The sequence below is a fragment of the Cohnella cellulosilytica genome, assembly GCF_042431195.1.
Classification (GTDB): Bacteria; Bacillota; Bacilli; order Paenibacillales; family Paenibacillaceae; genus Cohnella; species Cohnella cellulosilytica.
In genome coordinates this window covers 191,200-213,832 of record NZ_JBHMDN010000010.1, presented here as the reverse complement: position 1 = coordinate 213,832, position 22,633 = coordinate 191,200, and the positions used below count along the sequence as shown (strand labels likewise).

19 protein-coding genes are annotated in these 22,633 nt (G+C 57.7%); 12 read left to right on the top strand and 7 right to left on the bottom strand.

What is annotated here, in order from left to right; genetic code table 11:
- The first annotated feature begins 127 nt into the window (after positions 1–127).
- Positions 128–961 (top strand): DUF4362 domain-containing protein, encoded by an 834-nt coding sequence (locus tag ACFFT4_RS07040; protein WP_378046235.1) that lies wholly within the window; start codon positions 128–130, stop codon positions 959–961.
- A gap of 58 nt (positions 962–1,019) precedes the next feature.
- Here the strand turns inward: ACFFT4_RS07040 and ACFFT4_RS07035 are convergent, their stop codons facing one another.
- From ACFFT4_RS07035 to ACFFT4_RS07015, 5 genes are all read right to left on the bottom strand, one after another.
- On the bottom strand, positions 1,020–1,175 hold the full coding sequence (locus ACFFT4_RS07035; RefSeq protein WP_378046233.1) for a hypothetical protein: 156 nt from the start codon (positions 1,173–1,175) through the stop codon (positions 1,020–1,022).
- A 17-nt stretch (positions 1,176–1,192) separates the two neighbouring features.
- Positions 1,193–1,360: a hypothetical protein gene (locus tag ACFFT4_RS07030; RefSeq protein WP_378046231.1), complete on the bottom strand. Its 168-nt coding sequence runs from the start codon at positions 1,358–1,360 to the stop codon at positions 1,193–1,195.
- Between the two features lie 139 nt (positions 1,361–1,499).
- Positions 1,500–1,643 carry a DUF4023 family protein gene (locus ACFFT4_RS07025; protein WP_378046229.1) on the bottom strand — a complete coding sequence of 48 codons (144 nt, stop codon included), beginning with the start codon at positions 1,641–1,643 and terminating at the stop codon, positions 1,500–1,502.
- 99 nt (positions 1,644–1,742) lie between these two features.
- Positions 1,743–2,399: a hypothetical protein gene (locus ACFFT4_RS07020; RefSeq protein WP_378046227.1), complete on the bottom strand. Its 657-nt coding sequence runs from the start codon at positions 2,397–2,399 to the stop codon at positions 1,743–1,745.
- 138 nt (positions 2,400–2,537) lie between these two features.
- Entirely contained in the window at positions 2,538–4,511 is a 1,974-nt protein-coding gene (locus ACFFT4_RS07015; protein ID WP_378046225.1) for a dihydroorotate dehydrogenase, read from the bottom strand.
- A 600-nt stretch (positions 4,512–5,111) separates the two neighbouring features.
- Here ACFFT4_RS07015 and ACFFT4_RS07010 point away from each other — a divergent pair.
- Entirely contained in the window at positions 5,112–6,278 is a 1,167-nt protein-coding gene (locus tag ACFFT4_RS07010; RefSeq protein WP_378046223.1) for a DUF3900 domain-containing protein, read from the top strand.
- A 57-nt stretch (positions 6,279–6,335) separates the two neighbouring features.
- On the opposite strand, the gene ACFFT4_RS07005 is transcribed toward ACFFT4_RS07010, so the two are convergent.
- Positions 6,336–6,701: a hypothetical protein gene (locus ACFFT4_RS07005; RefSeq protein WP_378046222.1), complete on the bottom strand. Its 366-nt coding sequence runs from the start codon at positions 6,699–6,701 to the stop codon at positions 6,336–6,338.
- 171 nt (positions 6,702–6,872) lie between these two features.
- Between ACFFT4_RS07005 and ACFFT4_RS07000 the strand changes: the two genes are divergently transcribed.
- The 10 genes from ACFFT4_RS07000 (at position 6,873) to ACFFT4_RS06955 (ending at position 21,378) form a co-directional block, all read left to right on the top strand.
- Positions 6,873–9,173 carry an alpha/beta hydrolase gene (locus ACFFT4_RS07000; RefSeq protein ID WP_378046220.1) on the top strand — a complete coding sequence of 767 codons (2,301 nt, stop codon included), beginning with the start codon at positions 6,873–6,875 and terminating at the stop codon, positions 9,171–9,173.
- Positions 9,174–9,323: 150 nt separating this feature from the next.
- Positions 9,324–10,088, top strand: coding sequence for a DUF3800 domain-containing protein (locus tag ACFFT4_RS06995; protein ID WP_378046218.1), 765 nt, complete (start codon positions 9,324–9,326; stop codon positions 10,086–10,088).
- Between the two features lie 309 nt (positions 10,089–10,397).
- The gene (locus ACFFT4_RS06990; RefSeq protein ID WP_378046216.1) at positions 10,398–10,946 is read left to right on the top strand and encodes a glycerol-3-phosphate responsive antiterminator; all 549 of its coding nucleotides are present in this window, start codon (positions 10,398–10,400) and stop codon (positions 10,944–10,946) included.
- Between the two features lie 32 nt (positions 10,947–10,978).
- Positions 10,979–12,469: a glycerol kinase GlpK gene (glpK, locus tag ACFFT4_RS06985; protein WP_378046214.1), complete on the top strand. Its 1,491-nt coding sequence runs from the start codon at positions 10,979–10,981 to the stop codon at positions 12,467–12,469.
- A 134-nt stretch (positions 12,470–12,603) separates the two neighbouring features.
- A complete protein-coding gene (locus ACFFT4_RS06980; protein WP_378046212.1) occupies positions 12,604–14,265 on the top strand; it encodes a glycerol-3-phosphate dehydrogenase/oxidase in 1,662 nt (553 codons plus the stop codon).
- A gap of 189 nt (positions 14,266–14,454) precedes the next feature.
- Complete coding sequence (locus ACFFT4_RS06975) at positions 14,455–14,721, top strand: AbrB/MazE/SpoVT family DNA-binding domain-containing protein (protein ID WP_378046210.1); 267 nt, start codon at positions 14,455–14,457, stop codon at positions 14,719–14,721.
- Positions 14,722–14,743: 22 nt separating this feature from the next.
- Positions 14,744–15,157: a type II toxin-antitoxin system PemK/MazF family toxin gene (locus ACFFT4_RS06970; protein ID WP_378046209.1), complete on the top strand. Its 414-nt coding sequence runs from the start codon at positions 14,744–14,746 to the stop codon at positions 15,155–15,157.
- Positions 15,158–15,544: 387 nt separating this feature from the next.
- On the top strand, positions 15,545–16,369 hold the full coding sequence (locus ACFFT4_RS06965; protein ID WP_378046208.1) for a hypothetical protein: 825 nt from the start codon (positions 15,545–15,547) through the stop codon (positions 16,367–16,369).
- Positions 16,370–16,679: 310 nt separating this feature from the next.
- Positions 16,680–20,987: an immunoglobulin-like domain-containing protein gene (locus ACFFT4_RS06960; RefSeq protein ID WP_378046206.1), complete on the top strand. Its 4,308-nt coding sequence runs from the start codon at positions 16,680–16,682 to the stop codon at positions 20,985–20,987.
- Between the two features lie 211 nt (positions 20,988–21,198).
- A complete protein-coding gene (locus ACFFT4_RS06955; protein ID WP_378046204.1) occupies positions 21,199–21,378 on the top strand; it encodes a hypothetical protein in 180 nt (59 codons plus the stop codon).
- A gap of 132 nt (positions 21,379–21,510) precedes the next feature.
- Here ACFFT4_RS06955 and ACFFT4_RS06950 read toward each other — a convergent pair whose 3' ends face one another.
- Entirely contained in the window at positions 21,511–22,611 is a 1,101-nt protein-coding gene (locus ACFFT4_RS06950) for a PRK06851 family protein (RefSeq protein ID WP_378046202.1), read from the bottom strand.
- Between the last annotated feature and the right edge of the window lie 22 nt (positions 22,612–22,633).

Sequence of the window (22,633 nt, the reverse complement as noted above, 5' to 3'; positions counted from 1 at the left end):
CAGAGAAGAGGCGCGTCCTCCTTCCGGTGGTCGGAGCAGCGCCTTCTCGACCTGTGGCGGGTGCTGCCTTCGCAAGCTGAAACCTATCTGCCGGCCGCTGCGTCTGAATAGCGAGGTGATCGTGCAGATGAACAGAAGGTACTGGACTGCGGCCCTTGCCGCTCTGCTGCTTTTGACGGGCTGCGGAGCTTCCGGACCGGCGGGAGGGCCGATGCCGAGCACGCAGGAGAATCGGGACCCGTCCGGGGAGCGGAAGCCGGAGGTCGCGCTTGTTCAATGGCAGGACGCCAAGTTTCTGAAGGCGGTCGTCAGCCGTTCGCAGCGGTTCGGAAGCGTTCATTCGGCCGAGCTTGGCGCGTTCCCGGAGGGGGAGGAGCTGGAGACGTTCGTCAAAGCCTTCCGCGCCGCGAAGAAAATGGAAGGCCAACTGGACATCGCCAAGCCGGAGTACGACGTTTCGTTCGTCGGCGAGGACGGCCAGGCGGATTTTCATCTCTGGCTGGGACGGACAACGGGGACGAAGGGCTTGTACACCTATGTAGCGGATACGGGCACGGGATACACGTTGTCGGAAGAGGACACCAATCGGTTAAGGGATTTGATTCGCTCGCTGGACTATACGCCGGATCAGGCCGTCGCCAACGGCGAAATCGTCAATCTGTACGGCAGGCTGACCCATCTGGACAAGTGGGAGGCCTTCGTCGAACAGGTTAACGAGGGGATCCCGGGCGAAGTGCATCTCGTCGACTACACGATCGAGGGGGACCCGATCTTCCGGGATTTGCTTTTTGACGGACAGGCGATCCAGTATACGTACGACAACTCGATGGACGGCTTCGGCACTCCGGAGAGAAGGATCAGCTTCTGCAAAAGCCTGGAGCAGGACGGGGAGCGTTACACCTTGTCCAAATGCGACGGGGACGAGTCCTGGGTCGTGCTGGATGCGCAGGCCGGCGACTAAAATGGGAGAGCCGCTCGCTGTTTCAGGCGTGCGGCTCTTTCCATAGAACACGGCTGTTTTACTGCGGACGAATGCGGACGACGCCGATCTCGACCGCGTTGATGGCGATGGAGTTGCCACCCTGATTGTTGGACGCGCCGGCCTTCTGACCGACGTCGATGCGGGTTTTGCCATTGTTCCACTTCTTGACGTTTTTTGCGGTTTTACGCGACATTGCGGATCACTCCTCTCTTATTTGCGGCGGCGCTGGGCTTGCTTCGAAATTCGAATATTCAAGGCGTTGCTGGCGAGCGCGTTGCCCTGGGCGGCAAAAGCGTCGGCGTGCTGGTAGATTTGAATGACGATGTACTGATTTTTGCCGACGCGGTAACGATAGGATTTGACTCGGGTGTGGTTCACGTTCGGCCTCCTCGCTTGGCGGATACCGCATCGTATGCGGCGCGTGGCCAAGCCGTCGCGGCGGGTGCGTAACCGAATAAGCCCCTTCGCTTGAGAGGAAGCGAGGGGCTTATTTGCGATACCGGCGCAGCGGGCGGCGTTACTTGTTCGTGCTGTGCTGCTTGCCGGGGAGATGCTTGCCGCTGTTCTCTCCTCCGCTGCCTTGGGTGCGGCGCTTGCGGTTTCTGCGGTCCTTGTCCTGGGTATCGTGCAGCTTGTCGACGAATTCGCCCGTATTGTCCATGCGAAACGGAAGCCTCCTTGTTTTACGGATCTCCGTTATACGGTGCCCAACGAGCGCGTGAGGGATACTGAAATAACAGCCGGCATCCCGTCTTCGATACTACTTAAACTCGATGGAGCTTGCCAGCTCCGGGCCGTTCTCTCCCGCATGGTAGACGGACAGCGCGTCCCGGCCGTCGTCTACGACAAGATAAGGGCAGCAGTCGAACAGAATCAGGCCTCTTAGCTCTCCTTTGACCCGGATCGATTCGTGGAAGCCTTTGTTCAGGTCGGAAAAATCGTTGGCGGTGTAGGCGACGACCTCGTCGCCGATCTTCTCGGCGTAATGGTGTCCGGTTCTGCTGACGATTTTGTCGCGCGGGGCGGCGTGCACGCGTCCGCTAAAATAAGCGTCGACCGCGTCCTGCTCTTTGCCCTTGGCGAATTCCGGCCAGAGGTCGCTGAATACCATGTAGCCGTTTTTATCGTTTTTGATCAAAATCATCGGAACTTGCATCGGGCCGTACGGGAGCACGAACAGGTCCTGCAAATCCCCGATGCGATCCTTGCCCTTCGTCTGGTACAGCGGGCCGTTCTTGTCGTAGACGTAAACCTGCTTCTCGATCTGGACGGCGGCGTAATCGCCTTCCGTCTGTATGGAGGCTTTCAGGGCGCTCGATGCCGGGGCGGCTTCGCCTTCGGAGGCATAAGCGAGTGCAGGGACCGTCAGAGCGCATGCGAGCGCGGCGGCGGTCATGAAACGGGCGGTTTTGTTCATCGGGATTCTCCTTTGGATATCATTGATTCGGAAAGCTTCAGCCGCGTACTGCCTGCCGCGAGCTTCGATCGGATCCGTCGAAGAACATTATAGGACGCCGTCCGCAATCGGAGTAAGTTACCGCCGTCATGGTTTTGGTCACGTTACGGTCATGGATTTTTCCGTCGCTTCGTTCGGGAGATGGACATCTCTCATTAAATAAGGATAGAGCAGGATTAGTCCGGCCACATACAGCGCCGCGGCGAAGTAAGCCGGCAGCAGATGGATGAAATCCCGATAGCCGATGCTGAAATGCACGCTCAGACCGGCGACGAACGCCGGCGATCCGCCCGCGAGCAGCGTCCACCAGAGCCAGCGCTGGCCCTGCTGGATTCCCCACAGCGCGAGAATAAGCAGCATGACGGCGTCGGAGAACAGAGCTCCGCCGAATCCCGCGCGATCGTGGGCGATCAGGGGGATCAGGCGCGGGTTGGCCGCTTCCAGCTGCTCCGGGGTCGCTCCCATGAAAGCCAGGTCCTGCGGGACGAATACGTGGGTGACGCCGACTCCGGCGATGACAAGCCCGCCCGCGCAGAGAGCGACTCCAAGAGCGACAAAGCAAAGCTGGCCCCATAAGCCGAGCCGCCATTGGCGGCTGTTGCGCAGATTGACCGGCTCGCGCAGCGGACGATCGGGATTGCGGCGCATGGCGAGCAGGAACATCGGCAGCAGGATTGCCGCCGCGGCGGCGTGCAGCGGGTCGAAGAAGCCGTATCCCAAATAGAGAAAGAAGCTGGGGAAGCCGACAACGCCGGAGGTCAGTACGGCCGTTCTCGCCCAGTGCCGGCCATTTTGCATTCCGTATTTTCCCAATCTGTAATAGAGAACGCCGATGGAAATCATCGTTCCCGCCAACGTGATGCGGTCATGGGACATGAAATGCAGCAGATGCTCGTTAATCCTCCCGACCTCGTCGCGCGTCATGCCCAAATAATCCTCGTCGTAAGGGAGCAGCACCGAAGACTCGGCGATGAGCCACGCGACGATGCCGCCGACGATCATCCCCAGTCCGAGCAGGCACATCCATCCCCAATGCTTCCAGAAGGAAGGGGACTCGGGTATCGGCTGACCGGACAGACGCTCGTGGATGATCGCTTCGTTGATTCTTTTCGGCAGCCCCGGGCCGGATTGGACGAGTCCGCTGTTGAGCAGCAGCTGATCCGCCCCGGCGCGGAGCGCGTCGACGGCGTCCTGCGGCTCGTGGATGCCGGCGGCCGATTGGATCAGCCAGCTTCCTTGGGGGAACCGCTCTCGAATCCGCTTGATTTTTGGCAGCGCCGCGTCTTGGCCATCCGTTCCGTAACGAACGGCTTCTCCGCGCTCTCGCAAAGCTCCGCCAATGACGCAACCGCTCCACAGCCCGCGGTCGATTGCGGGCAGCAATTCCGTGAGCTGCGCATCCGGGAAATCCAGAGGGAGATAGAGAAAAAACAGCTGCGGCGCAGGGCGGGACAGACCGCCGCGAACGAAGGCCGAGAATCGCTCGAGCTGCGCGAGGTTGTCTTCCAGGCCGCGGTCCGCAGACCATATTTCGATATAAAAGCCGGCGGCTCTCGTCAGAGAGAAGGCTTCCGCGAGAAGCCGCAGCTGTTCGAAGCTTTGGTCGGGTGAGGAGCCCGGCTCCGGCGACAGACGAACGAATCGCGGCAGGGCGTCCCCGGTCTCGTCCAGCATGCGGAGCGAACGGATCAGGCCGGAATTCTCGTATTCGTGCGGATAGACAATCGTCCCCGATGTCCGTTCGTACAGGATGGGCTCGCCGCTGTCGATCGGGCGCACCGTTACCGGACCGACTTCGACGAATCCGAAGCCGAATTGCGCGAGCGCCCGGTGGGCAACGCCTGCAGGATCGACGCTGCCGGACAGCCCCAGGGGCGTCGAAACGGGCAGCGCCGCAATCCGGTCCCGCAGCAGGGGGGAAGGCTCCATATGGCCGAGCGTCTTGATCAGCAGCGTCCCGCCGGGAATCCGGCTGATTCGCCCCATCGCGCCAAGCGTGAACCCCCGCGCGGCTCTGGACGGCAGCCGGGACAGAACGGGCTTAAACAAAGTTTGGTAGGACCAATCCGGCACGCTATCCACTCCCAGTAACAAGGTCAGCAAAAGTATACCATATCCGGCAGGATGAGGGGGCGATGCGGCTTGGTCGCAGAAATGCGGGCGGCCGGGCAGCGTAGAAGGAGGTGGCGAAAGGCTGGGGGCAGGACGGGATGTTCTAAGGAATCGAGCAATGTGAGGCGAAAAGGCGGTTGGCGGGATTGGATGTTCTAAGGAATCGAGTAACGTGGGGTGAAAAGGCGGTTGGCGGGGTGGGATGTTCTAAGGAATCGAGTAACGTGAGGCGAAAAGGTGGTTGGCGGGAGGCGATGTTCTAAGAAATCGGGTAACGGAGGGCGAAAAGGCGAGTAAGAGGGCGAGATGTTCTAAGGAATCGAGTAACGTGAGGCGAAAAGGCGGTTGGCGGGAGACGATGTTCTAAGAAATCGGGTAACGGAGGGCGAAAAGGCGAGTAAGAGGGCGAGATGTTCTAAGGAATCGAGTAACGTAAGCGAAAAGGAGGCTGAACGTGAGGAACGCCCATTTTCCCGCAAGGTTGTCGTAAGATATTGAACCTGATAAGATTCGTATAGGCTAACAACAATCTATTCGAGCGATGGGAGATCGGCGTCCGACATGAAATTCTCCGTGCAATTTTTATCGTTCTTCGTCATTCACAATGAGGGCTCCGACCCGGACGGGCCCAAGAAATATAAGCACTACCAGACGCTGACGCATGAGGAGTACCAGGACAGCGAGCTGAAGGCGTTCCTCGACGGAGAGTTCAAACGCATCGCCAAACGGAAGGCCGAGATCAACGCGCCGTCCGAGAACGTGCCGACGAAGATCGGCCGGTTTATCGTGGAACCGGGGCACGACTTGACGAGCAACCCGAATTACAATCTTTTTCAGCGGCTGAGAATGGCGGTCGACAAGGTTGAGTTCCACAATTTCAGCGATGACGTGCTGCGTCTGTACATGGACACCAACTCGGTGCGCGGGGGCGCGTTCGTCCTGGCGACGGCGAAGCTGAACGAGCTGTACGACGATCCGTTCCTGTTCCTGTTCAAATGCGACTTCGAGTCGAAAATCGCCCGCGTATCCGACGAACGCAGCCTGATCACGCAGGTCGAAATGGCGATCAACGCCAAAAACATCAAAGCGATCCAGTACCCGCACATGCCGGAAGAGGGAATGATCGAGGAGTGGGAGCTTAAAATTCACCAGGCTTCGCATGCGCGGTATTTCGAGGATTTTCTGAAATACGTCAGCTATGAGAAGTCGAAGCCGGAGATCGTCTCGGACCAGGTGATGGAAATGGTTCATCAGTACATGGAGACGAAATGGCAGGCGGCGGATATCCCTTACTACGACGCAGGTCCGGAGGAAGGGGAGGAAGCGGCGGACGTTCCGGTGACGGAAGAAGTGGCGGCTCTGAGGCAGGAGAAGCAGCAGTTCGATGTCTGGGCGGCGGGCGAGAAGCGGGAGCTTCAGGAGAAATGGAGCCACGATCACGTCATGGAGGCGACCAAGCAGCTCGTGGAGCTGCAGCCGGATCTGGAGCTTCGCTTTAAGCTGGACGATATTTTGATCAAGGGGCATATGGAAGACTACGGCAGCAACATCCACATCGCCAAAATGAACGGAAGGTTCGTCGTCCTGATCGAAGGGGATGCGTTCCAGTTCGAGAAAGGCGTGTCGCCGATCGAGCTCCTTCATCCGGAGGAGATGCAGGAAGTGCTGCATCGCGTCGGCAACGGCGTGCGCAGAAGGGCGAGCGACGAAGCACCGTCTTTGGATTAGGGAGTACGAAGGTCAGAGAGCGAGAGAGTCCGAAGACGCCCACCGTAACTGGAATATTTATTGGGGCGCAAACTCGTCAATGGCTTGAACAGCCAGCTCCAAAGCTTTCCTTCTTCTTTCTAAAAGCGTTCTTTGGGGACTGCCCGTCTTGGACTTGGCATAACTATTTTCTATGGATGGAAATAGCCCGGTAATCACAATGCGAGCTTCCGCCAAATCTTCCTGAGTATGAGGATGGGGCCTTTGATTCCAAACGTGTTCCAACAGGGTCAGGCCGATATGGACAGCTTTGAGTCGTTTCTTCACCAGAGTAGTATTGGCGCCATTACGTGTCATCTGCGACAAGGCATTTTCCAGTTTATTGATTGTAGATTGCAAAGAGGCTATCGATTCCGTTTTATCCTGATTGGATATGTCCCTCATGTCAGTATCGTCCTTTCTTAAGGCTTGAACCGTTCTTCCGTTCCTTCAAAAGGCTAACCGGTCACCTTTGCAGGCCCTGGCAGCAGCCGATATTGCGCGTCCTTCTTTTTGGGAAGTTAATTATACCATAAGTGGAAATATACGATCCGTACATTCGAGGCGAGATCCACTATGAATCTGGAATATACCGAAATAAACGCGAACAAAAGAATAGCCGTCGGAGAAAAGCTTAGGCCGGCCAGCCATCGGGCTCGCGATCGCGGCGTCTGGAAGTACGCGCTGGCCGCAATGTGGGCGCTCGACAGCGCGGCAGTCTCCGTCTCCGCGCTCGGGATGCCGACGGGGCTGGGCAGGACGTTCGACATCGCGGCGGCGCTCGTGCTGAACGCGGCGGGAATGGCGCTGGCGGCCTGGATCGTCGCCGTTCTTCTGGCGCTCGCGAGAGCCGACAGGATGCCGCGGTTGACGTCGGGGGCAGCGGTCTATACGAGTGTGCTCGCGTATTTCGTGCTGTATTTTTCCGAGTTGGGCTGGAAGGCGTCTTTGGTGTTCGCACTGATCGTGACGTCGGTTGCGGCGGGCATCGGACTTCTTGCCGGATTCGTCGTCGGGAAGGGCGCCCGCGTCAGGCGAATCGCGCTGGGCGCGCTTGCCGTCGCAACCGCCTTAGCCTTCCTGCCGGAAGTTTCGTCGCGCCTGGCGGGCGGCGGTTCCGCTGACGACGCGGATGCAGCTGCGGATGCGGGCGATTCCGGCGCTCTTGAAGTGCGAGCTTCCGCCATGCTTCCCTCCGATCCGTCGCAGCCGGGCAGCTACGCCTATCGTCAATTCACCTATGCAAGCGGCGAGGATAAGCATCGCGCGGAGTTCGGCAAGGAGGCGGAGCTGCTGTCCTCTTCCGTCGACGCCTCCGCTTATATCGACAGCTGGCCGTGGCTGCGCCGGCAATTTTGGGGCTTCGACGAGACCGCGTTGCCGTTGAACGGCAGAGTGTGGCTTCCCGAAGGCGACGGACCGTATCCGATCGTGTTGATGGTGCACGGCAATCATTTGATGGAGGATTTTTCCGACGAGGGGTACGGATACCTGGGCGAGCTGTTGGCGAGCAGGGGGATCGCGGCCGTGTCCGTGGACGAAAATTTCTTCAATTACTCCGTCTGGTCGGGCATTCCGGAACAGGACATGAAGCTGCGGGCGTGGCTGCTGCTGCAGCATATCCGGCAGCTTCAATCGTATTCGGAGCGGCAGGACACCCCCTTTTACGGCCGGATCGACTTCAATCGGATCGCCTTGCTCGGGCATTCCCGGGGAGGCCAGGCCGCGGCCATGGCCGCGGATGCGAGCCGTTGGTTCGCGGACGATCCTTCCTTGCCCGAGCGCGGTTCCTACGAGATCGAGGCCGTCATAGCGCTGGCGCCTACGGATACGGAGGTTGACGGGGAACGGCCGCGGCTGCAGGATATTTCCTACCTTACGCTGCAAGGCGCCAAGGATACCGATCTGGTCAGCTTCTACGGGGATCGTCAGTACGGGCGCGCGGATTTCTCCGGAGTCAACGCCGCTTTCAAGGCTTCGCTCTATATCGAGGACGCAAACCACAGCCAGTTCAACACGACCTGGGGCCGCTCGGACAACGCGATGCCGGCCGGGCTGTTCATTAGGCCGAAAAGCTTGCTCCCTGCCGAGGATCAGCGCCGGATCGCCAAGACATACGTATCCGCGTTCGCGGAAGCGGTGTTTCACGGTTCGGAGGAGTACAATGCTCTGTTCCGCGACTATCGGGCAGGCTCGCTCTATCTTCCGGATACCCGTTACTTCAACCAGTTTGAGAACGGCGATTTCCGGCAGTTGATCGATTTTTCCGGAGAGGACCCCGAGAGGCCTTCGACCGGGGCGACGGCCGAGGCATCCGGGTTGACCGAGTGGCAGCATGCGGATACGATCGATCGTCAAGGAGAGGACAAGGCGGAAAAAGGGGTCGAGCTGGGCTGGCAGGAGGAAGGCTCGTATTCGATCGTGCTTGGCCCGGTTTTGCAAGAGGGACCCGAAGAGGAAGATCATCTTATGTTTTCTTTGGCGAACACGAGCCGGGCGCTCGAAGCGGATTATCAGGAGGAAGACGCGGAGGAGCTCGCAGCGCTCGAGGAAGCGCTGGGGACGAGCTTGTCGATCGACATCGAGCTGGAGGACAGCTCGGGGAACTCCGCCCGGCTTCCGCTCGATCTGTTCATGGAGGCCGAGCCGCCGGCGGAGCCCGAGTTCACCTGGCTGCCTGCGCTCGAGCCGGTTCTGGCCAACGGAAAATTCAAAGATACGGAAGAGCCGGTTTATCAGACGTATGAGCTTCCGCTCAAGGAATTCGTGGAGGAGAACCCCGACTTCGACCTGTCCGAGTGGCAGCGGATTACGTTCCACTTCAACGAAGGCCCGGGCAAGGTGATGCTGGACAGCGTAGGTTTGATGGCGGGGTGAATTCCTAACGTAACGGGCAGTTAGTTGTTGAACAAACAGACTTTTTATATTGAAAATAATTATCAAAAATTTGGATTGGTTGAGTATTTATTGTTAAAATCCTATAATTACAGGAGGTGGAGTGCAGAATGATTGACAGGAGCCGATATTATGTACTTAGTTTATGTTGATGAAAGTGGAGATATTGGATTACAGGCGTCACCAACCCAATATTTTGCTCTAAGCGCATTAGTAGTACATGAATCACAGTGGAGAAGACTCTTGGATGACGTAATACAGTTCCGCACTAATATGAGGAGTTTTTACGGGCTTAAATTAAGGGAGGAAATGCATGCGGCACACTTCTTTTCCAAGCCTGGTAAACTAGCGAGGATACCCAAGCATGAGAGACTTCAAATTTGCAAGAGAGCTATTGACTTCCAAGAAAATCTTGGGTATATCAGTCTCGTTAATGTAGTTGTCAAAAAACAGGACAAGGCGCATCCATTTGATGTTTTTGAAATAGCTTGGAATCGACTGATTCAAAGAATAGATAATACTATACAATACGACAATTTCCCCAATGGTCGTGGCAGAGGCATCGACAAAGCCATTATAGTCCCGGATCAAACTGATAATAAGAAGTTAACAAGTTTGGTTAGGAAAATGAGGCGGTATAATCCGGTACCCAATTTAGGTGCTCCAGGTTATAGGATGCTGCAAACTAACCTAATTGTTGAAGATCCCTACTATAAGGATTCTGCCGGATCATTTTTGCATCAATTGGTCGATGTTAACGCTTACTTTCTGTATCAAATGCATCAGCCAAATGCCTATATTCGTTCAAAAAAGGCACATAATTACTTTAAAAGGTATAATAATGCGTTATGTAAAGTTGCTTCTAGAACAGATCCATATGGAATTGTTTATATATAATATAAGACAAAATAAAAGGCCCAAATGGGCCGGTGGGAGCCTACTGCCAAGACTGGCTTGGGTTCAGTTCCAACTTAATTGTACTTTAATAAGTATTGAATGTCAAAAGACAAAACCAATCAAGGGCATTTGGAGTAGTCACTGTTTTAATAAACTGCAAAATGAACTATAATAAAACCTACAAGTAAATTCGAATGCTGTGAGATGAAGAGAACAGCTGCCAGGCAGGTGCGAACTCCCCGAGTCCGTGTCCGATTCGGCAGCTGTTTTTTGCATTTTTCGGCGTTCAGCCGAGGAAGGGGGCGTCAGATGGGGCTGTTGAGGAAGCATTCGGTCATTCCGGCCGTTCGCAATATGAAGGAATTCGAGCAAGCGCTTGCATCCTCTCAGGAAGTGATTTTCTTGCTGGAGGGGGAGCTGATTCACCTTCAAGGCCTCGTCTCGAGCGCCAAGCAGGCGGGGAAGAAGATGTTCCTCCATCTCGATATGGTGAAGGGGATCAAGGACGACGAGGCTTCGATTCATTTTCTGTCCAAGGCGCTCAAGATCGACGGCGTGATCAGCACCCGCACTTCGAGTCTCATCCATGCGAAGAAATACGGACTGATGGCGATTCAGCGGGGCTTTCTGATCGATTCCCATTCGGTCAAGACGATTATCAATTCGGCGTCGCACGTCAAGCCGGATTACATCGAAATCCTGCCCAGCTATTCCCATCCGAAGATCGGGATCATTCAGCGCGAGACCGGCATCGATATTATACTGGGCGGATTTATCGACGGACCGGAGGATTTGCCGCCGCTGTTCGAGGCCGGGGCGATCGCGGTGTCGACGAGTCATGCAAGTATGTGGAAATAAGCACGACCGAGAGGGCGCAAGGAGGAAACGGGTTGGAAAAATACATTCTGTCATTGGATCAAGGCACGACCAGCTCGCGGGCGATTTTGTTCGATCATGCCGGGCGGATCGCGCACGCGGCCCAGCAGGAGTTCAAGCAATATTTTCCGAAGCCGGGCTGGGTGGAGCATAATGCGAACGAAATCTGGGGCTCCGTCCTCGCGGTCATCGCGACGGTGCTGTCCGAATCGGGCGTTAAGCCCGAGCAGATCGCCGGCATCGGCATTACGAACCAGCGGGAGACGGCGGTCGTATGGGACAAGGAGACGGGAGTTCCCGTGTACAACGCGATCGTCTGGCAGTCGCGGCAGACGGCGGACATTTGCGAAGAGCTGAAGAGCGCGGGCCTGAACGAGTCAATCAGGAGCCGCACGGGTCTGCTGATCGATCCTTATTTTTCCGGAACGAAGGTCAAGTGGATTCTCGATCATGTGGAAGGGGCCCGCGAGCAGGCGGAGCAAGGCAAGCTTCTGTTCGGCACGATCGATACGTGGCTGATCTGGCGCTTGTCCGGGTGGCGCGTGCATGTGACCGACTATTCCAACGCGTCCCGTACGCTGATGTACAACATCCACGAGCTGTGCTGGGACCCGGAGTTGCTCCGAATTTTGACGGTGCCCGAGTCGATGCTGCCCGAGGTGAAGCCTTCGTCCGAAGTGTACGCACTGACGGATACGCATCACTTCTTCGGGTGCGAAATTCCGATTGCCGGCATCGCAGGGGACCAGCAAGCGGCGCTGTTCGGTCAGGCCTGCTATGACAAAGGGATGGCGAAAAACACGTACGGAACCGGCTGCTTTATGCTGATGAATACGGGCGACAAGGCGGTCGCGTCCGATCACGGGCTGCTGACCACGATCGCTTGGGGAATCGGCGGCAAAGTGACTTACGCGCTGGAGGGCAGCATTTTCGTCGCCGGTTCGGCGATCCAGTGGCTGCGCGACGGTCTGCGCATGTTCGCCGACGCCAGGGATAGCGAACGCTACGCGGCCAGAGTCGAGTCGACGGAGGGCGTCTACGTCGTGCCCGCTTTCGTCGGGCTGGGGACGCCGTACTGGGACAGCGACGTTCGCGGCGCCGTGTTCGGACTGACGCGCGGCACAACGAAGGAGCATTTTGTCCGGGCCACGCTGGAATCGCTCGCTTATCAGACGAAGGACGTGCTGGCGGCGATGGAGGCGGATTCGGGGATTACCCTGAAAACGCTGCGCGTAGACGGCGGAGCGGTGAAAAACGACTTCCTGATGCAGTTCCAGAGCGATGTGCTCGGAGCGGCGGTGGAGCGTCCCGTCATCAACGAGACGACGGCGCTCGGGGCGGCTTATCTGGCCGGACTGGCCGTCGGCTTCTGGGAAAGTCCGGAGGAAATCGCGCGGCAGTGGAGCACGGACCGTTCCTTCGCGCCCGCGATGGATCCCGTTGAGTCCGCGCGTCTGTACGAAGGCTGGGGCAAAGCGGTGAAAGCGGCGATGGTTTTCAAATGAACGCCGGCGTGGTAAAGTAGAGGTAAGTAAATACATCGGGTCAGAGAAGAGGAGAGACCGCTTCACGTTATGCGTTACGGCGCATAATGTGTTTGCGGTCTCTTTTTCCATACTGGCGAAAAGAGGGGTTCGACATGGGGGAACGCGTTTTTGCAGGTCATGGACGATCGGCGATATTCGAGAGGATGCAGAAGGAAGAGTACGATCTGCTGGTGATCGGGGGAGGCATTACGGGAGCGGGAATCGCGCTGGATGCGGCCAGCCGCGGCCTGCGCGCGGCGGTTGTCGAGATGCAGGATTTCGCGGCGGGCACGTCCAGCCGGTCGACGAAGCTTGTACATGGCGGGCTGCGTTATTTGAAGCAGTTTGAAGTGAAAATGGTCGCGGAGGTCGGCAAGGAGCGGGCGATCGTATACGAGAACGGACCGCACGTGACAACTCCGGAATGGATGCTGCTGCCGATCTACAAGGGAGGAACGTTCGGATCGGTGTCCACGTCGATCGGGCTGCGGGTATACGATTATTTGGCCGGGGTCAAGCGGAGCGAGCGGCGGAAAATGCTGAAGGCCGGAGCGACGCTGCAGAAGGAGCCGCTGCTGAAAAGAAACGGCCTGCTCGGGGGCGGATATTACGTGGAGTACCGGACGGACGACGCCAGGCTGACGATGGAGGTCATGAAGCGCGCGGTGGAGTTCGGGGCGACGGCCTTGAATTACGCGAAGGTGGAGCAGCTCGTGTACGCGGACGGCGGGGGCGTCAGCGGAGCCAAAGTGACCGATCTGTTGACGGGAGCGAGCGGAGAGATACGCGCCAAGACGGTCGTGAACGCGACGGGGCCGTGGGTCGATACGCTGCGGGAGATGGACCGCTCCAACCACGGCAAGAAGCTACGACTGTCCAAGGGCATTCATCTGGTGATCGATCAGAGCCGGTTTCCGCTGCGGCAGGCGGTGTACTTCGATACCGACGACAAGCGGATGGTGTTCGCGATCCCGCGCGACGGCAAGGCGTACGTCGGCACGACGGATACGTTCTACGATGGGGACAAGGCGCATCCGACGATGACGGAAGCGGATCGCAAGTACGTTCTCGACGCGATCAACTTCATGTTCCCGGAAACGCGGCTTACGGAGAAGGACGTCGAGTCGAGCTGGGCGGGCGTTCGGCCGCTGATCTACGAGGAAGGGAAAAATCCGTCGGAAATCTCGCGCAAGGACGAAATTTGGGAGTCGAAGTCCGGCCTGATCACGATTGCCGGAGGCAAGCTGACCGGCTACCGCAAGATGGCCGAGGATACGGTCGATCTGGTCGCGCGCAGACTGCAGGGCCGCGTGCAGACGACAGCCTGCCGGACGAAGAGCATCGCCATCTCCGGAGGAGAGCTGGGCGGCTCGGCCGGACTGGAGGCTTATGCTTCGCAGGCCGCGAAGCAGGGGACGGCCGCCGGCTTGTCCGCCGAGGCGAGCCTGCGGATCGCGCGCTTCTACGGCTCCAATGCGGAGCGAGTGTACCGCTATGGGAATGCCGCGGAGGCGGAACGGTTCGGGCTTCCGCTGGACCTCTACATGCGGGCGAAGTACGCAGTAGAGGAGGAGATGGCCGCCAAACCGGTCGATTTCTTCATTCGCCGCACGGGGGCGCTGTTCTTCGAGATCGAGACGGTGCGACGCTACAAGGCAGGCGTTATCGCGTTGATGCAGGAGCTTCTCGGCTGGAGCGACGAGCTGGCTGCGCGCTATACGGCGGAGCTGGACGACGCGCTTCGGGACGCCGTCGTCCCCCGGGATTTGCAGTAAGCGCTATTCGCGGTAAAACAGGGGCGGATTAAAAGAAGAGATGGCTTTACTGAAGAATAGGCAAGATCCTGGCAGGAAAGGAGCTTGCCTATTTTTGGCGTCTTTTTCGATGATGGATATACTTTGGATGGTCGAACCTGGAAGGGGGTGCTAAAATTGACCCAAAGGCGAAAGAAAGGCGGGGTATACATGGCGACGACAACGATTGGAAAATGGGGAAACAGCATGGGCGTCCGCATTCCTCAGGAGATTCTGGAACATGCCAATCTGGCGCTGGGTTCGAAAGTGGAGGTTCATCTGGTCGCCGATCAAGGCATTCTATTAAAATCGGCCGAGAAGAATAGGCGTAAATCCAATCGGGAGCTGCGCCAGTTGTATTTGTCCAAGCGTGGAAAAAACACGCCGCAGATGTCTCCAGGCGAACTGATCGACGATTCCATAGGGGATGAATTTTGAGAAATGACAAATTAGAGGGGACGTGGAGCGAGGCCGCATTGTGTGGTGCCAACTTCACCCTGCCAAGGGTTACGAGCAAAACGGCTACCGTGCCTCAATCGTAATATCGGATGGTTTCATTGATCCTTCATTGAACAAAATGGCGCTGACCGTTCCGGTCACGACGCGTTCGACGGGGCATAGCTTTGAAATTCCCGTTCCCGCGGGAATCCAAACGCCCGATGCAATCTTATTGCCATCAACTCTCCACTTTCCGGAGCTGGAGGGCGTAGTTCTGATTAATAACCTGAGATCGATTGATCTGGAGGCAAGAAACGCAGTGGTAATCGGCAAGATCGACCCGAAGTCCGCTTTTTTCGAAGAGATTATCGATAACGTTATGGGCATCGTCGCATACCCTGAAGAGGACGAGGAGTTAAATATAAACATAGAATAAGCTGCGGCAGGCGGTCGACCGATGTGGGGAATTTCGCACCGGGCGGCCGTTTTTTCGATATGCAGCTGTGGGTATTTATCGCCGGAACCCAAAGGGGGGCAATGTTGTCAGATTAAGCGGATTATGCGCGGCCTCGACCTCGACCTCGGTTCCATCGAGGCACTTTTGTGACCTTCGTGTCCCGACCTCGGTTCCATCGAGGCACTTTTTTGGTCTTCGTGCCCCAACCTTGGTTCCGTCGCGGCACTTTTTTGGCCTTCGTGCCCCAACCTCAGTTCCGCCAAGTTAACCTGACAACATCCCTCGTATTTAAGATTTTTTTTGGGACCTTGCCATTCATAAATCTTCTTTCTGCTGCCGATAGAATGGAGGAGATTATAGGAATAAATGGAAGCTTGCGCTGGAGATGAGGTACAAACCATGCTAAGGAACATTCCCAAGACCGAAAAGGTATTCTATCTTATCTATATGGCTTGGATAGTCCTCCTTCTGCTGCAATATCTTAGCGGTGGAATCTTGATGATCGTTTTGTTTCCAATTTTCTGGTTGTATCTGGCGTTTATTCCGTTTTCCATTATATTTTCAATTCTTTTGTTCTTGGATGGTGAAACATGGATTTCCAGACAGAGGGTGGGCGCCCTTCTTTTTTTGCTTCCGAGCATGTTCCTATTCGTGTTCCCTTTTATCGGCCATCAATTCAAAATATATACGTCTTCCCCAACCGATGAGCTTATTAAATCTTATATTCAGACGGAACAGCTCGGCGGACCTTTCGATATCGATACGTCATTACCCTTTACGAGATATGACAAGGAAGAAAAAGTGCTGGAACTAAAGATAAGAATTGACCCTGAAAAATATTTAGAACACTATAATACCGCTCCTTACGTTTTGGAAGCTAGCGCAGCGAGACCATTTATAAGCCGCTTATCGCATAATTACCTGAGCGTCCCAAGTCGGATAAGCACAGTAACAAAGGTGCCTAAGACGATTATCGTTAAAGGATATTGGGGAGAGGAACCGGTTCTTACCGGTTATTTTACGCGCGGGCTGAAGGAATATAAGTTGGTTGAACCCTATCCACAGCTGGCTTTGGTAGGGTCCCAAGGGATTTGGTATTTGGAGTATGAGTCAAATGGCATTAGAAACAGAGTGATGATCGAAAGGGTTGAAGGGGGAGACTTTAAGGTTGATTTAAGCACTTATAGGTGAAAACGGATCGATCCGCTGTTCGGGAAGAACGCCTCACAATTCAATTTTTGCGCCGATTTCTGACACACCCGGATTTTTCTCACAAGGCACCCCTATCTATACAGGGGGGGTGTTTTTTGTTTTCTTCGCTTTTTTTATAATAAATGTGGTTAAATAGGGTTCTTCTTAGGTCAATAAAGAAAATCATTATATCGAGAGAGATTCATCGGTAGGCTGAAGGTAACGATTTTGAGCGAAAACCGGGAGAACTGGCAGCTGATAGAGGTGGCTGCGCGCCAGGGACAGATCGGATTCAGCGGGAGGAATCAGGGTGGAGAGAAGGATCGGGCATTCGACCGCAAGGGAACGATGGAGCAAGAAAGGACGCATCTCGCTGATCCCGGTGTTGATATGGGGAATGTTGTTCGCGGCAGGGGAACGGCCGGCACAGGCGGCGGATGCGGAAGATGAGGTTAGCGATTGGGAAGAGCTGGTTGCGGCGTTTGCCGACAGCGCGAACGGTACGATCATTCGATTGAGCGAAAATATTACCCAGCCGAACGGCTCACTCGTGGTCCCGATCGGGAAGGAACTCACCTTGGATCTTGCGGGCAAAGAGCTGTCGATTACGGCTACAAATGATCCCGCCATCAAAGTGGAAGGAGGAGAAACAAGTCTCATAATTGAGGACCTGAGCGACGAGGAAACCGGGAAGCTAACGGTGAGAAGCAGCAACAGACCGGGAATCGGGGGCGGTTATCAGGGATCCGGGGGCGGTGTTAAGAACGGTACCGTGGGCAAGATTACGATCGCTGGCGGAAAAGTGACAGCGACGGGCGGCTGGGACAGCGCGGGAATCGGCGGCAGCGCTAGTTCAGATTACAACGGTACGATCACGATCGCGGGCGGAGAGATCACGGCGACCGGCGGGGATTGGGGAGCAGGAATCGGCGGCGGAAGCTATGGTCTCTTTGGCAAAGTCACGATCACGGGCGGAATCGTAACGGCGCAGGGTGGCTCTCAGGCATCGGGAATCGGCGGCGGATCCGGAGGGCGCATCGACGAGGTCACAATCACGGGCGGAACGGTGAGGGCGCAAGGTGGCTTGGGAGCGCCGGGAATCGGCAGCGGAATTAATAGGTCTGCAGGCTCGATCATCATTACGGGCGGCAGCGTTATTCCATCCTCCGGGCGTGCGGATATTTCTGTCATCGGTGCAGGCTGCTGCACTTTGGATGTCTCGTATGTTTTGGATAATACGGGAACGGGTACGATCACGATACCAAAGGGTCAGCAGTTAATTGTTCCGGCGAGCGCGACCGTGACGAATGCCGGAACCATCAATGGCGAAGGGAGGATTACCGGCGAGGGGGCAATCGACAACGCCGACGGGTTCATCGCGGTTGAGGTAGATGGCCCGAACGTGAGCGGCAATAAATTTACGCTCCATCTTGATTTGAACGACGGTTCCGGATCGAGCCTGCCCATGACCGTGTACGCGCCCTTGAGCGTGAACGATTTGACGCTGCAGGACGCCGGTGCGGCCTTGCCGGAACCGACTCGCGCAGCGCATCGATTTGAAGGCTGGTACACGGAGCTTGACGGAGGAACGAAGTTCACTGAGACAGATCCGCTTGACGACGGGAGGACGTTGTACGCGCGGTGGCAAGAGATCCGGGTGTTGCTGAGCTCGACCGCGAGCGATCCGACGAACGGCGTATTTACGGTGACGGCAACGTTTAATGAGGATGTGGCCGACTTTACCCAAGCCGATATTAATATGACCAATGGAGAAGTCGGCAGCTTTAGCGCGAGCGCAGAAAATGGAAAGGTGTACACGTTCGACGTGACCCCGACGGCCGATGGTCCCGTTACCGTGGAAGTGTCGCCCGCGGTAGCGATGGATGCGGCGGGGAGCGGCAACGCTGCGGCGCTCACCTTGACGTATGACGGGACGGCGCCGACGTTGGAGTTGAGTACGCTCGCGGGCGAAGCGACGAACAGCGCGTTTACGGTAACGGCAACGTTCAGCGAGGAAGTAACCGGCTTTGCCGAAGACGATATCAGGGTGACAAATGGGGATATCGACGACTTTAGCGCGAGTGCGGACAATGGAAAGTTGTATACATTCGACGTGAAGCCGACGGCCGACGGACCGGTAACGGTAGAGGTGGAGCCGGGGGCAGCGGCGGATGCGGCCGGGAACGCGAATGCCGGTACGTCAACGCTGACTCTGACGTATGACACGACCGCGCCGCTCGTCGAGGTTGATCCTGCGGGCAGCGCGGCCCCGGCGCGGCGCGCCGAACCGGTCGCGACGGTGACGGATGCCGGAGGATTGGCCGAACTGGTCTATGCCTGGACGTCCGGCGAGACGGCTCCTCCGTTGGGAGGACCGGAATGGCGGCCCTTCGCCAGCGGCGCCGAGCTCGCGCAAATCGGCGGCGAAGGAGATTGGTATGTGCATGTTTATGCGGCGGATAAAGCCGGGAACGATATTTTCGCATCTTTCGGGCCTTATACGTTGGACAACACCCCGCCGATTATCGTCCTGAACGGCGAGAATCCTTATTATATTCCGGCCGGACAGACGTATGTCGAACCGGGGGCCGAGGCGACGGACAATAACGACGGATCGCTGAGCGCCGACGAGATCGAGATCACCGGAGACGTGGACACGAATCGCCTGGGAGTTTATGAGGTCAGGTATGCGACGAGCGACCGGGCGGGGAATGGCGCGTCAGCGACTCGCAGCGTATATGTGTACGACGGAGATAGCCCCGTTATTCGTTTGCTCGGCGAAGAGCCTCTGGTGATCGGGGTGGGAAGCGAGTTTGATGACCCGGGAGCGATCGCGGAGGACGCCCAGGACGGCGTGATAACCTCTGCCATCACGGTCACGGGAGCCGTATACACCGACACGGTGGGAACGTATGAGTTGATTTACCGGGTGACGGACAGCGCGGGCAATGCGGCGCCGGAAGCAAGACGCACCGTGCATGTGATTGCGCCGCCGGTCGTTGCGCTGAACGGCTTGGCCGAGGTTGCGATCAGGCAAGGCAGCGCATGGAGCGATCCGGGCGCCACGGCGACGGATGCGTATTACGGCGACTTGAACGAGCTGATGACGGTGAGCGGCACCGTTGATTCGCGGACGCCGGGGGTCTACACGCTGCGGTATGCGGTGGAGAACCCGATCGGTCAATCGGCGGAAGCGGTCCGGACCGTAACGGTCGCGCGTCCCCCTGCGAATCCGTCGAGCGGCTCCGGAGGCGGAGGCGGCGGAGAGAGCCAAGACCGTCAGGACGGGGAAAGCGGTCCGGCAACCCCCAACGCCGTGAATCTTATCCTGAACGGCCTGGCCGTTCAAGCGGACGCAACCCTCGAAACGACCGACGACGGGCGAACGCTGGCCCGACTGCGGCTGACGGCGGAGCAAATGGGCGAATTGTTTGCGTCTTCGCCGGATACAACCGCCGCTATGTCCGGAACCGGCGAAGTGTTTATCCTTGGACATCCGGCAGGCGCGCTCCCTGAAGCGCGCGTACAGCGACAGGAGGTCGGGCTGGGCGCCGTCAAGGACGCTGCGGTGATCGAGGTGTCCGGCATTGGCGATATCGTCGCCTTCGAACTGCCGGCAGCGGCGCTTCGCGAGGTGTGGCGGGCGCGGCCGGAGGCCGCTCTGCAAGTAATCGTGGATGGCAACGGCATGCGCCTGCCGCTGCAAGCCGTAGCGGATGCGGCGGCGAATGCGACGATCGCGTTGACCGTCGGCCGGGCGTCGGCGGCGGACAGCGAAGCGGTTCGCGGGGCGATCGACGGCCTGGGAGCGAAGGAACTGACGGAGCGGCCGATCGTCTACAAGGCGGAAGCGGACGGTCGGGCGCTGAAAGGCTGGAACGGCGCTTATCAAGAGCGGACAATGACGCTTGACGCGGCTGCCGATCCGCTGCAAGCGACGGCGGTATGGATCGACGAGCGTTATCGGATTCATTTCGTCCCGTCGGTGTTTGCGAACGGCGGCCGGACCGTGACGATGCCGTCGCGGCAGGACGGATTGTACGCCGTCATCCGCTCGGAGCGGACGTTTGTCGACATAGCGGAGCATTGGGCGAAGGCGGACATCGAGCGAATGGCGAACAAACGGATCGTCGAAGGGCGGGAGGCGGGCGAGTTCGCGCCGTCCGATCCGGTGACGCGTGCAGAATTCGCGGCGCTGCTCGTACGCGCGCTCGGATTGCCCGAGAGGGAAGGCCGGTCGTTCGCGGATGTGCCGGAGACGGGGTGGTACGCCTCGGCGGTGGGCACGGCGAGCGAGGCGGGGCTGATCGGCGGATACGAAGACGGCTCGTTCCGCCCGCAGGAGCGGATCACGCGCGAGCAGATGGCGGTGATGATCGATCGGGCATTGGCCTATGCGGGACAGGCGGCGCAAGCGGACGAGGCCGTTCCGGGAGCCTTCGCAGACGAAGCGGAGATCGCGGAATGGGCCAAGAAGTCGGTCGAGCTGCTGACCGGAACGGGAATTATCCAGGGGCTGACGGCAACGGAGTTTGCGCCGCGAGAGGGCGCTTCGCGCGCCCAGAGCGCGGTCATCCTGAATCGGCTGCTGCAGCATCTCGGTTTTGTGAACCGCTGAATGGATCCGAGCGGAAGAATAAGTTGAAAAAAGCAAGCCTGCTGCGCCAATTTCCGGCGCAGCAGGCTTTGGTCGGAGCTCCTCGCGAAATCGCCCTCCTCTCTATACAGGGGGGTGTTTTTTGTTTTCTCTGCTTTTTTTATAATTACGGCGATTATAATCGGGCTTGCATTCGATCAGTCAGTAAAAGCATATATGGAGGGGGGTTCATATGTCGAAAATTGGAATTCAATATGCCGAACCGGGTGACGTTCTGGCCACCGACGTTAGATTGGGGAATGGCAGTCTTATACTCGCTTCCGGTCAGAGGCTGACGAGCAGTTACATTGAAAAGCTCAAAAAAATCGGAATCAAATCGGTTGATATCGTGGATACTGCCCGCCATGCGTGAATTCCCGCGATCCGGGCCTATCTTCCGCAGCGAAGAGCCGGGCGGGACGCAGCGAATTTCGCTTTAGCGCACGCGCCCGGAAGAGGCCGCATCGTCATCGGGGCGCGCGCTGTCCGGCCAGCCAAAACCCAATCATTGACCTCTGACGGCCGCAACCCCCAGAATCTCCTGCCTGAACTGTTCGGCGGCGGAGTCCAGGGCCGAGCGGTCCGCAACTTCGACATACAATTGCTCCAGCCGGTCCAGCAAGGTCCGAGCCTCTGTCAGCAGTCCGATCGAGCGCTTCATGTTGGCGGAGTATTGCTGCTTGATCGGAGCAAGCTCTTCGGCATAGGTTTCGTCCGTGCCCGGAGCGATGCAGCGTTCGTACATATCGACAATCTCGTCGGAAGGCCGGTCGGGAAAATATTCGTGCGGAGCGGTACTGTCGAAGATCGCGAAGCCGAGCTCCCGCACGACGACCATATCCAGGCTGTTCGGATCGAAGCCGCAATGATAGATTTCGGCGTCGAAGCCGCGCTCCACGGCCGCGGCAGCCAGCTTCTTCAGCATCGTCGATTTCCCCGATCCGGGCCGCCCTTTAAGCAAATACCGTTTCAGCCCGTCCGTCAGGCCGGGAACGAAATCGACCGCCCCTTGCGGAGTCGCCGCTCCCAGGAAACGGTGAGCCTCCCGGGCCGTACCTTCCCGCTGTCGGTCCCCGAACAGACGAGAGATCCATTCGCCGGTCAGCTCGTCGGCCGCCCGAAAATCCATTTTCCCGATGTAGACCTTCTCCCAATCGTCATGAACGCGAAGCGCCTCGGCGAATCCCGCATAAGCCTGCTCGAACTTGCCCGCTATTTCGCGGTCCAACTCCGCGATTTCCGTCTCGCGAGCCGCGAGCGCCCGCCGGTCGCAGGCTTCGTCTAAATCGATTTCCACGATCGCCGCTTCCGAGGCTTCCGGAACGAGGGCGTTCGGCGTGGTGGCGTCGATTGCCCCGAGCTTCAGCGCGGGAACGATCCATCCGTCCAGAGCGTCCGGATCGGAGGCGCAGGCGATGCGCCAGACTTCATGCCCGGCCGCCGCCAGCCGGTCGCCGATCGAACGGAGGCCGCAGATTTTGCCGAGCCCCGCGCCGCCCTTCAGTACGTAAAGCCGTTCCACTCCCGGCAGCGAGGAGAGAAGCAGACTCGTATAACCTTTCGCCGTGTTGCCGCCCGCATAAAAATCGTAAACGGTGCCGTTCATCTTCGTCTCACCTTCCTGGGCT

Coding starts and splice junctions, on each gene's coding strand:
- ACFFT4_RS07000 (WP_378046220.1), top strand. CDS start 6,873: ATGAATCTGGAATATACCGAAATAAACGCGAACAAAAGAATAGCCGTC.
- ACFFT4_RS06965 (WP_378046208.1), top strand. CDS start 15,545: ATGGAAGCTTGCGCTGGAGATGAGGTACAAACCATGCTAAGGAACATT.
- ACFFT4_RS06980 (WP_378046212.1), top strand. CDS start 12,604: ATGGGGGAACGCGTTTTTGCAGGTCATGGACGATCGGCGATATTCGAG.
- ACFFT4_RS07040 (WP_378046235.1), top strand. CDS start 128: ATGAACAGAAGGTACTGGACTGCGGCCCTTGCCGCTCTGCTGCTTTTG.
- ACFFT4_RS07010 (WP_378046223.1), top strand. CDS start 5,112: ATGAAATTCTCCGTGCAATTTTTATCGTTCTTCGTCATTCACAATGAG.
- ACFFT4_RS07020 (WP_378046227.1), bottom strand. CDS start 2,399: ATGAACAAAACCGCCCGTTTCATGACCGCCGCCGCGCTCGCATGCGCT.
- ACFFT4_RS07035 (WP_378046233.1), bottom strand. CDS start 1,175: ATGTCGCGTAAAACCGCAAAAAACGTCAAGAAGTGGAACAATGGCAAA.
- ACFFT4_RS06950 (WP_378046202.1), bottom strand. CDS start 22,611: ATGAACGGCACCGTTTACGATTTTTATGCGGGCGGCAACACGGCGAAA.
- ACFFT4_RS07025 (WP_378046229.1), bottom strand. CDS start 1,643: ATGGACAATACGGGCGAATTCGTCGACAAGCTGCACGATACCCAGGAC.
- ACFFT4_RS06975 (WP_378046210.1), top strand. CDS start 14,455: ATGGCGACGACAACGATTGGAAAATGGGGAAACAGCATGGGCGTCCGC.
- ACFFT4_RS06955 (WP_378046204.1), top strand. CDS start 21,199: ATGTCGAAAATTGGAATTCAATATGCCGAACCGGGTGACGTTCTGGCC.
- ACFFT4_RS06990 (WP_378046216.1), top strand. CDS start 10,398: ATGGGGCTGTTGAGGAAGCATTCGGTCATTCCGGCCGTTCGCAATATG.
- ACFFT4_RS06995 (WP_378046218.1), top strand. CDS start 9,324: ATGTACTTAGTTTATGTTGATGAAAGTGGAGATATTGGATTACAGGCG.
- ACFFT4_RS07005 (WP_378046222.1), bottom strand. CDS start 6,701: ATGAGGGACATATCCAATCAGGATAAAACGGAATCGATAGCCTCTTTG.